Below are 13,471 nucleotides of genomic sequence, written 5' to 3'. Positions count from 1 at the left end.
TTGTAGCAGTGCTTCGCTATCCTCGCAAAAAGTGTTACAATGAACCATGGGTTTAAAGATGTCAAAAGTAACGAAAAGTAAAGTTGCCCAAAACCTCTTCCCTGTTAAGAGTTCCCTTGTCATAACGACAATTTTTAACGCCAACCTACTTAGGTAAATAATGAATATCCAGAACTTCATCAAAAGAATAAGGACATTCTGTGGGAAAATTTACAGTAAAACCTGTTTTTTCTTGAACATAACCTAAAGCATCCTCATAAATGGTTATAAAAATAGAACTCAAATAATTATATAAATTAGATGTTAATCTATCTTTCAACTGAACTCGAAAACTTCTAATTTCCGAGCGCCAATGATTTTTATTTCTGTCATATTCTTGTGTCCAAAACTGCAACAATAAAAGATGTCTAATTATTTGTTCTAGTAAACTTTTAACTTGATGCTTATCTCTTTTTGCCAATGATTCTAACTCCTCAATTAAATTTTCTAAATCTAACTCATCAAAACGACCTTGTTTTAATAATTGGATAGTTTCTAATAACCATAAATGATCATCAGTTTCATAGAGTTGCTGTAAATTAGTAATAACTGTCATAACTTCACCTTTTGTTATTTACAAGTTACACATACAATCGCCATTATAACATAGATTTGGCGTTGCTGCATTCAAATATGGAATGGGAAAACTCACCACCTCAAACTTCAAAATACAACGCCAAATATTTATCAAATATTTATCAAATATTTAGTTAGTTCTTCGGCGGATTTGGTGGACACCAAAACAGGTTTTTACTGGACACACCCAAAGATTCTAAAATCCCTTTCATCACATCTGTACAGTACATCCAATGCCCCAAATCATCATACATCCGATCAGGATTAAACTCAAAATTGTAATGCAATACATGAGGCAAATTTGAGAACTCATCAGAAGATTGGGGAGAAAGAATCAACAATTGAAACGGCTTACTTTGACATTGTTTTTTCAGTTTATTAAGTAAATCAATTACTCCACCTCGGTCAGCAATACCCGTACGGACAAAAAGCACCTCGTCACAGTGCTGGAGTGCGTACCAAAATCTTTCAGAACGTGCCGTATAACGAACCCGCATCCGTTCATGGATAGGAGACATATCGTTAACAGGGTCTTCCGTATCTTCGACTTCATGGGCAAAAGATAATCCCCCCCACTTACTGTGGTAAATTCTGCGTTCCTCGGAATTGTAATGCAGCAAATGAGGATTCCACATATCATAAAAACCATTTTCGATGATATCTGCAATATCTGCAATTTTGGTAGTGCGAGTCAAATCAAAAGGAAAAGCCGGACCGTCGTATTCCATCTTATACAATAACATTCGCACCGCACAGCGATCGCCCAAAGGCAGAATCGCCACCCGACTAATTTCTGCTAATTTGCATTTATATTGCAAAAATACCGCTGATTTGGGTGGTGCTTTTACCCGACTTTCCAAGCCGTCCTGACCAATCATCATTGTCCGAAAAGGTGCATCGGGATAAAAAGGATCTTCGTATACACCTGACGGCATAGCTTTTAATGCCTTGCGTATCTCCGGCCACATCGGCTGGATATTGTATTCATTATCTGATTCGTTGATTATCCAGATGTGATATTCATCTTGTTGTAAAATCCCCAGATGCCCATCATAAAACAAAACTTGGGAGTTATTCGGAGCAAAGAGATGGAAAGCGGCGTTATATTCCAGGTCAGCACCAGGGGGAATATTAACAGTTGTGGAAATAGTTCCATTCTCTTGCACAGCAAAGAAAGGCAGTATTCCTTTCTCAGCATTTAGGGATAACAACTTAGCAATGTAGATACCTGGGATTAATCCCGCCTGATTTTGCAGACCAGTTTGTAATTCTTGCCAATAAGGAGCGATAGTATAATTATATTTTGATGGATTTCTAATCCGCAGACTCTTATCTTCAACAGCAGCACAAACATAGAAACCTGCACTGTCAAGGTAGATAGGGACTTCGTTCGGTTGCCAAAAGCGTTGTTTTTCTTTTGTTAATTCGTCTTTGTCAATTTGGAACAGGCGCAGGTCTATTGCCTCATACATCAGCCGATGACCGATGGTATTAGGATGAGACGGGTCAAAAGATGTCCCCTCTTGCCAACGTCCATGACCGTTATCTACTGCTGCTAACCAATCCAAAATCGGTACATCCCAATTTAACATTCGGTTGTGTGTATCCTGCAACAGCCAATCATGTTCCGGGGAAAAATCACCATGGGGATAGACTCCCCCTAAAATTGGACGTGCGCCCAGTGTCCGGGTCATTTTTACCAACTGCTGCAAACCACTTTCAAACCGTCGCTGTACTGCCCTTCTTTCGTGAGGAGAACAATAGGCTAACCCTTCGTTACCCAAAGATAAGGCAATAATTACTACATCTGGTTTTTCCGGGGTGACTACTGAGGCAAATCTGGCGATGGTTCTGCTGACATTTGCGCCTGACTCTGATAAATTTATGACTTGATGCCCATATTTTTGCTGTAAATCCTGTGCCAACAGCCAAGCCCAGCCTTTGAATAACCAAGCTTTATGTCCCAAAGCCACAGAACTGCCAATCACCACAATTTTCAAACTGTCCAGACCGCCCGACTCTTTTTTTAGGGCTTTATTATCAGTAGAATTATTGAAATAGCCAAAGGCATAAGGTTGTAAATAACCATAAGCACCATCATCCACAACAATAGTACCGGACTCTTCTTCAGGGTTAATTGGTAGCCAGCGGTTTGTACCCATAGCTTCCCATTGTCCATGTCCTTTAGCATCAATGCGTACATACTTATATTCGACTCTTTGGTAATTATTCAAGGCCAAAGACGGCTGAAAATCAATTTCTTGATCTGTCCACCATAAAGGATAGCGATCGCCACTGGTACGGAGATGAACACATTTCGTAATGTCCCACAATCCCAATTCGGGAGTAGAACCGACGATACCAATGGATTCACCAGCTTGTGTATATGCAGTAACCTGGAATTGATACATGGGTTTTTGCTGATTTAGGGATACAATACTTTATGGAAAGGCTGAATCCTTGCAGATACTTTGACAGAATATCACGTATCACAAGCGAGGATGAAAAATATGTAGAAAATTACCCAGGTTGTCAATTAATTAACCCTACTGGTCAAATTCGCCAACTCAATCACAAAGATTTTTTAAGCCTGTGGCAAAATTTAGTAAAGTTGTCATAGAATTATGATTCTATTATTCTCAACATGACTGTAACTATTCCTAATCTCCCTAGTCTTTACGAAGCCTTCTCCACAGAAGCCAAATGGCAAAAATTCTGGGAAGATCACCAGGTTTACAAGGCCGACCCTAACCACAAAGGTGAACCCTACTGTGTCGTTATCCCCCCACCTAATGTTACTGGTAGTTTGCACATGGGTCACGCCTTTGAAGGGGCTATCATTGACACCCTGGTGCGTTACCACCGCATGAAAGGACGCAATACCCTCTGGTTGCCGGGAACTGACCACGCTAGTATAGCAGTGCAAACGATTCTAGAAAAACAACTCAAGGCCGAGGGAAAAACTCGTCATGATTTGGGACGAGAAAAGTTCCTAGAACGGGCTTGGCAATGGAAAGCGGAATCTGGTAGTACAATTATTAATCAGTTAAAACGGTTAGGGGTATCTGTAGACTGGACTAGGGAACGCTTTACTTTAGATGCGGGTTTATCAAAGGCTGTTTTAGAAGCGTTTATTCGTCTCCATGAAGAGGGTTTAATTCACCGTAGTAACTATTTAGTCAATTGGTGTCCTGCTTCGGGTTCGGCTGTATCTGATTTGGAAGTAGAACCTAAAGAGGTAAATGGTAATTTATGGTACTTCCGTTATCCCCTCAGTGACGGTTCTGGTTTTCTGGAAGTGGCGACAACTCGCCCAGAAACTATGTTAGGTGATACAGGAGTGGCAGTTAACCCCAATGATGATAGGTATAAACATCTGATTGGTAAGACCGTAATTTTACCAATTATGAACCGAGAAATCCCTATTATTGGTGATGAATTGGTGGACGCGACCTTTGGGACGGGTTGTGTTAAAGTGACTCCAGCCCATGACCCCAATGATTTTGAAATGGGTAAACGTCATGATTTGCCGTTCATTAATATTATGAATAAGGACGGTACACTGAATGAAAATGCGGGGGATTTTCAAGGTCAAGACCGCTTTGTTGCTCGTAAAAACTTGGTCGCTAGGTTAGAAATTGAGGGCGTTTTAGTTAAAGTTGAAGAATATAAACATACAGTACCTTATAGCGATCGCGGTAAAGTCCCTGTTGAACCGCTCCTTTCTACCCAGTGGTTTGTCAAAATCCGCCCTCTGGCTGATAAAACCTTAGATTTACTCGATACCCAAGATTCCCCGGAAATTGTCCCCCAACGTTGGACTAAAGTTTATCGTGATTGGTTAGTAAATCTACGTGATTGGTGTATTTCTCGCCAATTGTGGTGGGGGCATCAAATCCCCGCTTGGTATGCTATTAGCGAAACTCAAGGGGAAATTACGGATACAACTCCTTATTTTGTCGCCCGCAATCAAGCAGAAGCCTTAGAAAAAGCTAAAATCCAATTTGGGGAAGATGTCCAATTAATACAAGACCCCGATGTTTTAGACACTTGGTTTTCTTCGGGACTGTGGCCATTTTCAACTTTAGGTTGGCCGGAAGAAACGGAAGACCTAGCCACATATTACCCGACTACTACCCTAGTGACTGGTTTTGATATTATCTTTTTCTGGGTAGCAAGAATGACAATGATGGGTACACATTTTACTGGGAAAATGCCCTTTAAAACTGTGTATATTCATGGTTTAGTTCGGGATGAAAATAATAAGAAAATGTCAAAATCTGCAAATAATGGTATTGATCCTTTATTGTTGATTTCCAAATATGGAACGGACGCTTTACGGTACACCTTAATTAAGGAAGTTGCTGGCGCTGGTCAAGATATTCGTTTAGAATATGACCGGAAAAAAGATGAATCGATTTCAGTAGAAGCCTCTCGCAATTTTGCCAATAAATTGTGGAATGCAGCCCGATTTGTGATGATGAATTTGGACGGACAAACTCCAGCCCAATTAGGTCAACCAGTTCCCACAGAATTAAGTGATAGGTGGATTCTTTCCCGTTTTAACCAAGTTGTTAAACAAACAAATCATGACATTGATAATTATGGTTTAGGAGAAGCAGCAAAAGGACTTTATGAATTTATTTGGGGTGATTTCTGTGATTGGTATATTGAGTTAGTAAAATCCAGATTACAGAAAGATGCAGACCCTATATCTCGCAAAATTGCCCAACAAATCATCGCTTATGTTTTAGAAGGGATTTTAAAATTATTACATCCCTTTATGCCTCATATTACTGAAGAAATCTGGCAAACTCTCACCCAACAACCAGCGGAAAATCCCCAACTGTTACCTTTACAATCCTATCCTGAACCCGATTATAAACTGATTGATTCAGTATTGGAAACCCAGTTTGATTTATTAATTGACACAATTCGCACAATTCGCAATTTACGAGCAGAAGCAGATATTAAACCAGGGGTAAAAATTACTGCAAATTTGCAAAGTGAAAGCGAAAGTGAAAGGTTTATTCTCACTGCGGGACAGGCCTATATTCAAGATTTAGCCAAAGTTGAAACATTGACAATTGTTGATAATAATCCTATTGTGATTCCCGCAGAAACTCCACCAGTTGAAGATAGTAAATATTGGAGTGGAATCACGACCGTTGCTGTAAGTATTCTTGGGTTTATCGCTTTGCGAGTAGCTTTATTTGTGGCAAATACTGCGTTAGATATTCCCATTTTTGGCACTAGTTTTGAACTAATTGGTTTGGGTTATACCGGTTGGTTTGCTTTCCGCTATTTACTCAATGCTGAAACAAGAAAAGAGTTATTTGCAAAATATTTTCCAGCTAGTCAAACACCAACTGAACCACAAGTTCTAACAACAGTAACCGAAAATGAAAAAGAAAATTCCATTGCGGGTGTTGTCGGCACTGTACAGGTAGTAATTCCCTTAAAAGGAGTTGTAGATATTGAAGTTGTGCGGGCTAAATTGGAGAAAGCTTTGCAAAAAGCCCAAGCCGAAGCCCAATCTTTGACTGCTAGATTAAGCAATTCTAAATTTGTGGATAAAGCCCCCGCAGATGTGGTAGAAAGCACTAGGGCTACTTTAGTAGAAGCCGAAAAACAAGCAGAAATTTTACGCATACGTCTGAAGACGTTTTTGTAGATCTCGCCTACGTAGCTTGGTTTAAGTATAATGGGTGATTGGTAATTATTCCTCTTCCCCATTCCCTGTTAAGAGTTCCCTGTTAAAAGTTCAAAAGTATAGGTGTGTCCTCCCCGGACGCACCTTCAAGAGTTTTCGGCATTTTCCTGAAAATAGATAATATAAATAATAGAGGCGTTATGGGGTTTGATGGGGATGAGTTGGACAGAAAAACTAGAACAATTACAAGCTTTATTTCAGGAAATTGACCAGGCTTTGATAGCCTATTCTGGGGGAGTTGATAGTACATTAGTGGCTAAGATCGCTTATGATGTTTTAGGCGATCGCGCATTGGCTGTAACTGCGGTTTCTGCTTCTCTATTACCAGAAGAATTAGAAGACGCGAAAATTCAAGCCGCAACTATCGGCATAGCTCACAAAATTGTCCAAACTCAAGAAATGGACAATCCCAATTATACATCTAACCCGGTAAATCGTTGTTATTTTTGTAAAAGTGAATTACACGATACACTAAAACCCTTGGCTTTAGAATTAGGTTATCCTTATGTAGTAGATGGGGTCAATGCAGACGATTTACATGATTATCGTCCAGGAATCCAAGCTGCAAAAGAAAGAGGTGTAAGATCACCTTTAGCAGAAATTGGAGTGACTAAAGCCGAAGTTAGACAAATTTCCCAACAACTAGGTTTACCTTGGTGGGATAAACCCGCTCAACCTTGTTTAAGTTCCCGCTTTCCCTACGGTGAAGAAATTACTATAGCCAAATTACAGCGGGTAGGTAGGGCGGAAATTTATTTACGAAACCTGGGGTGGCAAAATTTCCGGGTACGTTCGGAGGGTGATACAGCTAGAATTGAATTATCACCGGATAAAATTAAAGATTTTGTAACAACGACAGATTTACCAAGTCTAGTATCTGTATTTCAAAACTGGGGATTTATCTATGTCACCTTGGATTTAGAAGGTTATCGTAGTGGTAAACTAAATCAGGTCTTACCTCAAGTCGCTGTGAGAAAATCATCATCTCATCTGTATAGCATTTAGATTGTATAATCTAAATCAGTCTAATTATTGGGGGGTGTGGGGCATCCCTGGCTGCTCTAGTGAATTACACCTGGCCATTGCATTGCTTTCGCTTTCATAATAGTGCAGTGTCACTTGCACCAGGAAGGGATTTGCTTGTTTCTCTTGAGAATAATCAGACGGCTGTACGGGTGGTGTTTCCAGAGACGGAAAAATGGGAGGAAGGGTAATAGAGGTTAGGGTTGGGGATTGGAAGCTCAAAGGCAATTGTGATACTATATCAGTTAATTCCAGAGGAAAAAAAGAGTCTAGTGGGGGAAAGAAAGATGGGAATTCTAAGCCCGGTTGTGTAGGCGTTGTTGGCTCAGTCGGACTGGTACTATTTGCAGATGTACTAATAATAATTTGCCGAACTTGACTCTCCGTTAGGTTAGGGTTAGCACTAAGCATGAGGGCAACAACACCGGCAATGTGAGGAGCAGCCATAGAAGTACCAGAGTAAGTGTCATATTGATTATTAAGTACTGTAGAGTAAACATTAACTCCTGGGGCGGTAATGTATGCGATTTCTTGAGAACCAGAACGGTTAGAAAAGTTCGCAAAGTTATTATTTTGATCTACCGCACCGACAGCAATTCCTGAATTATAGGCATAGCGGGCAGGATAGGATGGTATTGAGTCGCCATTATTGCCCGCTGCCATAACCACAATTACACCTTTGCTGCTGGCATATTCAATGGCTGATTTCAGGGTATCATTAGCAGAGTCACCCCCTAGACTGAGATTAATCACTTTCGCGCCATTATCAACTGCATAATAAATGCCTTTGGTGATGTTTGAGTAAGAACCTGAGCCATTGGCATCTAGAACTTTGACGGGCATAATTTGGGAATTATAGGCAATACCAGTAACGCCAATACCGTTGTTTTCTGCGGCTATAGTTCCAGAAACATGAGTTCCATGGCCATTATTATCTAAAACATTGTTATTTTTATTATCAAAATTCCAACCTCGAACATCGTCAATATAGCCGTTGCCATCATCATCTATCCCATTACCTGCTATTTCTTTGGTATTGATCCAAATATTATTTTTTAAGTCTTCATGGTTGTAGTCTACGCCAGTGTCTATAACCGCTACAATAATCCCTTGTCCTGTATGTCCATTATTCCAGACCGTGGGAGCTTTGATCAGATCCGCTCCCCAGTTATTACCACCCAAGTTAGGAACATCTTCATAGGGACTAACACCAGCGGCTTTACTCACTGCTAATCCTGCATTTACTAGTCCATAGCCATTGTTTGAGTTATAATTACTATTGGTGACAACAGGGGAATTTGTTTTTAACTGATCTGGGGAAGAAGAACTATGATTACCCCAACCCGTAATATTATTAATATTATCAGTGGGATTTTCAAAGGCATTAGTTTGGGAAATAGCTGTATATTGGATTTCTTTTGCAGATAGAAACTTTTGAAAAATATCAAATGGCATAAGTGTTTAATCCCTGAGAATAGCAATATTTTATTTGACAAGGTAATTTTGTCAAAATCTGCAAATACAATAATTTAAACTTGTCAGTTATTACCCTTATTTAATTAATACTATGAGTTAGTGATCTAAAAAGATGTTTTTATTACGAATAAACTAATATTTAATGAATAATTTTAACAACAAAAATAAATTAATATTTGATGACATGAAAATAATGTAAAAGCGATGATTTCATGACAAAATTATGCTTTTTTCATATTTATAAGTTGGTTAGTAAATTAATAGTAAGTTTTAACTGAGGTTGTGAAAAAAATTATGATCAAAAATAAAAATAAAAATAAAAATAAAAATATAGTTTTGGTTGGTGGTGGTCATAGTCATGCTATTGTCTTAAAACTTTTTGCCATTTATCCACTATTAGGAGTAAACTTAATCTTAATTACCCCAGATAAATATACACCATATTCGGGAATGTTACCGGGATATATTGCCGGATTTTACAATTATACTCAATGTCATATCGATTGGGAAAAGTTATGTAGATTTGCTGGCGCACAATTGTATCTTGAGCAAGTCATTGGGCTAGATTTAAAAAATAATCAACTGCTTTGTGATCAGCAATCTGTGATAGATTTTGATCTTCTTTCTATTGATATTGGTAGCACTCCTGGAAAATTGTCTGTATCAGGTGCAGTAGAATATGCAATTGCAGCTAAACCAGTGGCACAATTTTTAGAACATTGGCATAAATTACGGGAAAATGTGGTTATAAATTCGCAAAAAACTCTCAATATTGGTATTGTGGGAGGTGGTGCTGGTGGTGTGGAATTAGCTTTATCAATGCCAGCAGGGTTGCAAAATTTGGGAATAGATGATTTACAGGTACATTTATGGCAGAAAAGTCATGAAATAATGCCAAATTATCATTTATCTGTGCGGTTAATTATGGAGAAAGTTTTAATTAATAAAGGTGTGAAATTGCATTTGGGAGAAACGGTAAATCAAGTTGCTCCAGGGAAGGAAAAGCTAAAGATTAAATGTCAATCTGGGTTAGAATTTGAATGTGATCAAGTTTTTTGGGTGACACAAGCATCAGCAGCAGAGTGGGTAAAGGATTCGGGAATTGGTACAGATGAAAAAGGTTTTATTTTGGTGAATAATAATTTGCAATCTGTTACTCATGCCCATATTTTTGCAGCTGGTGATATTGCGACCATGATCAATCATCATCTCCCCAAAGCGGGTGTGTTTGCGGTGCGTCAAGGTAAACCTTTATATGAGAATTTAAAAAGGATGATTTTGGGAAAGTCACTTAAACCCTATCAACCACAAAAAACTTATTTGAGTTTAATTAGTACGGGAGACGGAAAGGCATTAGCTACTAGAGGCAGTTTCACCTTACCCCCTCATCAATTATTATGGTACTGGAAAGACTGGATTGATCGCCGTTTTATGAGACAGTTTTGATACAGTTGATTACCTCATAGTTAATTTACAGCAGTTCCCGGTATTATAAAGTACAGATATTAATGATAAAACTCTTGTGGTGCGGGCATCTTGCCCGCATAAATTGTACCTCACTCAAAACTACTTGCTGTATCTATGGGAAAAAATACAGTATCCCTTGTTCAGCGTCTAATGTCACCATCATTCCCACAGGTAAAGCAGCATTAGGGCTATCATGACCAAAGGGGAGATGAGAAACTATTATTAATGATAAAACTCTTGTGGTGCGGGCATCTTGCCCGCATAAATTGTACCTCACTCAAAACTACTTGCTGTATCTATGGGAAAAAATACAGTATCCCTTGTTCAGCGTCTAATGTCACCATCATTCCCACAGGTAAAGCAGCATTGGGGCTATCATGAGCAAAGGGGAGATGAGAAACTATTATTAATGATAAAACTCTTGTGGTGCGGGCATCTTGCCCGCATAAATTGTACCTCACTCAAAACTACTTGCTGTATCTATGGGAAAAAATACAGTATCCCTTGTTCAGCGTCTAATGTCACCATCATTCCCACAGGTAAAGCAGCATTGGGGCTATCATGACCAAAGGGGAGATGAGAAACTATGGGGATACCCAAATCACCCAAACAATCCCGCAATACTTCCTCTATAGTAAAACTAGGTACATTGGCTGCGGCTTCACACTTTGTAAATCCTCCCAAGGCAATACCGCGAACTTTAGATAAAATACCACTTAATCGCCATTGAGTCAACATTCTATCTATCCGATAGGGTGCTTCTGTTACATCTTCTAAGGCTAAGATTACACCCTCAAAGTCAGGTAAAATCGGTGTTGCTAAAAGATGGGTTGCTACTGTCAAATTACCAGGAAGCAAGATTCCCGTACTTGTACCACCACCCCAACCTTTACCCTTTAAAGGTACGAGGGGACGACCTTCTACTATGTCCATTAGCCTCTGTATTGACCATTCTGGCTCATTAGCTAGGGTGGTGAGGACGGGACCATGGACACTGACAATATCGGCGTTGTAGAGACTCCACAGCAAGGCTGTGATGTCAGAAAAGCCGATTAACCATTTAGGGGGAATGATATTTTTTTCTGGCCAATTCCAATCTTCTAAAATCCGGGTACAGCCAAAACCACCTCTCGCGCAGAGGATACCCCGACATTCTGGATCTTCCCATGCTGTGGCTAGTTGCTGACGACGGTGGATATCTGTACCAGCGAGATAACCATGTTTATTATCTATGTTGGCTGAAATTTCAACCCGATAACCACGCGCTTTCCAAATTTCCACACTTTGATGAAACGCTTCCATTTCTCGTAATGCACCACTAGGAGCAATCACGCGCAGCAAATCACCTGGTTTGAGATATGGAGGTAAGATAAGGAGTGACATCGGTAGAAAATGTAAGTAATAGTTATATTTTTGTTATATTTTTGGTAGTTATCGGTGATTTAGCTCTGTTTAAGGGACTTTTTTCGAGGATAGTTCTAAAACTAATGATTCCTCTGGGGTATTTGTTTCTGTGATAGTAATTGTCTGATTTTTGACTCCAATATTCTCCCGTTGGTTGATTAAATAAATACTGATTAAGGTGAGAAAAACACCTAACCATTGGATAATTGTCAAGACCTCTGAGAGGAAAATATAACCGAATATTAAGGCAAAAATCGGTGTCAAAAAGGTCAGAGAACTTAAACTGGTGAGATTTCCACTGGAAGCAAAATAGAAAAATAAACCATAAGCGATCGCACTACCAAATACAGTAGCATAACTTAAGGCTATCCAATCTGATAGTACAAGATTTTGCCATTGTTGAGCTTCTAATACCGAAGAAATTCCCCACAAAGGCAAGCCTCCGATAATCATGTGCCATCCTGTAGCCATGACTGGATCTGCATATCGGCACACAAACCGAATCAACACCGTTCCCACAGCCATTGATAAAGCAGCCAGTAACATTAATAACTCACCACTATTAAATAAATCTTGCCAATTAGCTGGGTTAATTGTCACTCCTGAATCAAAAAGATGAAAAATCCATTCTTCTGGTAAACCAATGAGACTAATTCCTGTGATTCCCAAACCTAACCCCAACCATCCCCATAAACCAATATGTTCTTGAAATAACCAGAGGGACAGTAAAGCTACTGCTAGAGGTTGGGAGTCTATCATGACCGAACCTAAACCAGCATTGGTTCTGACTAAACCCTCTGCTAAAAATCCTTGAAATAAAGTACCATCAACTAAAGCAAATATAATAATCCATAACCATGCTAACCAACTTTTAGGTACAGGTTTACCCATGAATGCTGCTACCATGAGAATTAGTACCCCCGCAGGTATTAACCTGACTCCAGCCATAAATAAGGGTGTAGTGTGGGGAATTACACCTTTCATGGCCACCATGGCTGTACCCCAAAGGAAAAAAGGAGCGATTAATAGTAGATACGTTAGGGGATTTTTAGATCCACTGAGTTGCACTTGCATGAGATGATCGTGGTTTTTAGTAAATAGATGAATATACTACTTTAGCTTTACTTTACCTGATTTTGGGGTTTTTTGAATTGCCTGGATATTTCGCGGTTAGATATTAGGAGTATAAGATAAATGATCACAATTAAACCCAGGGTTGAAGATAGTTTTGGAATTACACTAGCACCATTGTCTGTAGAGGAAATCTATAGTCAGGTGGATAGTCCTGCTCATGGTGCAGTGGTAATCATGAGTGGTATGGTTCGTAATCAAACTGACGGTAAGTCTGTGGTGGCTTTGGAATATCAAGCTTATGAACCAATGGCTTTACAGGTATTCTATCAAATTGCTGATCATATTCGCCATCAATGGCCTGATATCGGTCGGGTGGCAATATATCATCGCATTGGCAGATTGTCAATTGGGGAAATTAGTGTACTTGTAGCTATAGGTTGTCCCCACCGTGGACAAGCTTTTGCGGCTTGTGAATATGCTATTGATACGTTAAAACACAACGCACCTATTTGGAAAAAGGAACATTATTACAAGATTGGAGAAGATGGTTCAAGAGTAGTAGATTCATCTTGGATTTCTATAAATAATTGTCAGCATTAAGTAGGAGGGAACAAGTAACAGGTAACAGGGAACAGGGAACAGGTAACAGGGAACAGGTAACAGGTTACAGGTAACAGGTTACAGGTAACAGGGAACAGG

At 39.4% G+C, this 13,471-nt stretch carries 9 protein-coding genes and 2 pseudogenes; 4 read left to right on the top strand and 7 right to left on the bottom strand.

All coding sequences use genetic code 11. The features are described 5' to 3' along the window. Positions 1-145: 145 nt before the first annotated feature. Together H6F62_RS08845 and H6F62_RS08840 are read right to left on the bottom strand one after the other, a co-directional pair. Entirely contained in the window at positions 146-595 is a 450-nt protein-coding gene (locus H6F62_RS08845) for a DUF29 domain-containing protein (RefSeq protein ID WP_137907915.1), read from the bottom strand. Between the two features lie 154 nt (positions 596-749). After that, entirely contained in the window at positions 750-3,026 is a 2,277-nt protein-coding gene (locus H6F62_RS08840) for a DUF1796 family putative cysteine peptidase (RefSeq protein WP_190371834.1), read from the bottom strand. Positions 3,027-3,259: 233 nt separating this feature from the next. Here H6F62_RS08840 and H6F62_RS08835 point away from each other — a divergent pair, with 233 nt between their 5' ends. Together H6F62_RS08835 and larE are read left to right on the top strand one after the other, a co-directional pair. Beyond that, entirely contained in the window at positions 3,260-6,289 is a 3,030-nt protein-coding gene (locus H6F62_RS08835; protein WP_190371833.1) for a valine--tRNA ligase, read from the top strand. A gap of 195 nt (positions 6,290-6,484) precedes the next feature. Beyond that, positions 6,485-7,333: an ATP-dependent sacrificial sulfur transferase LarE gene (gene larE, locus H6F62_RS08830; protein WP_137907919.1), complete on the top strand. Its 849-nt coding sequence runs from the start codon at positions 6,485-6,487 to the stop codon at positions 7,331-7,333. A 24-nt stretch (positions 7,334-7,357) separates the two neighbouring features. On the opposite strand, the gene H6F62_RS08825 is transcribed toward larE, so the two are convergent. After that, positions 7,358-8,806 carry a S8 family peptidase gene (locus tag H6F62_RS08825; protein WP_190371832.1) on the bottom strand — a complete coding sequence of 483 codons (1,449 nt, stop codon included), beginning with the start codon at positions 8,804-8,806 and terminating at the stop codon, positions 7,358-7,360. A gap of 315 nt (positions 8,807-9,121) precedes the next feature. Between H6F62_RS08825 and H6F62_RS08820 the strand changes: the two genes are divergently transcribed. Continuing rightward, entirely contained in the window at positions 9,122-10,273 is a 1,152-nt protein-coding gene (locus H6F62_RS08820; protein ID WP_190371831.1) for an FAD-dependent oxidoreductase, read from the top strand. Positions 10,274-10,406: 133 nt separating this feature from the next. Here H6F62_RS08820 and H6F62_RS08815 read toward each other — a convergent pair. The 4 genes and pseudogenes from H6F62_RS08815 to H6F62_RS08800 all read right to left on the bottom strand — a co-directional run. After that, a pseudogene (locus H6F62_RS08815) lies at positions 10,407-10,532 on the bottom strand (LD-carboxypeptidase); the annotation flags it as partial. Positions 10,533-10,590: 58 nt separating this feature from the next. Continuing rightward, positions 10,591-10,716, bottom strand: a pseudogene (locus tag H6F62_RS08810) (LD-carboxypeptidase); the annotation flags it as partial. A 58-nt stretch (positions 10,717-10,774) separates the two neighbouring features. After that, the gene (locus tag H6F62_RS08805) at positions 10,775-11,677 is read right to left on the bottom strand and encodes an LD-carboxypeptidase (RefSeq protein ID WP_190371830.1); all 903 of its coding nucleotides are present in this window, start codon (positions 11,675-11,677) and stop codon (positions 10,775-10,777) included. A 69-nt stretch (positions 11,678-11,746) separates the two neighbouring features. Then, complete coding sequence (locus H6F62_RS08800) at positions 11,747-12,772, bottom strand: DMT family transporter (protein ID WP_190371829.1); 1,026 nt, start codon at positions 12,770-12,772, stop codon at positions 11,747-11,749. A gap of 120 nt (positions 12,773-12,892) precedes the next feature. Between H6F62_RS08800 and H6F62_RS08795 the strand changes: the two genes are divergently transcribed. After that, complete coding sequence (locus tag H6F62_RS08795) at positions 12,893-13,372, top strand: molybdenum cofactor biosynthesis protein MoaE (protein ID WP_137909633.1); 480 nt, start codon at positions 12,893-12,895, stop codon at positions 13,370-13,372. Positions 13,373-13,471: the final 99 nt, after the last annotated feature.

The organism is Anabaena sp. FACHB-1391 (assembly GCF_014696755.1).
In the GTDB taxonomy this organism is placed as follows: Bacteria; Cyanobacteriota; Cyanobacteriia; order Cyanobacteriales; family Nostocaceae; genus Dolichospermum; species Dolichospermum planctonicum.
The sequence above is the reverse complement of the archived record's forward strand: the minus strand, read 5'-3'. Positions and strand labels throughout refer to the sequence as shown.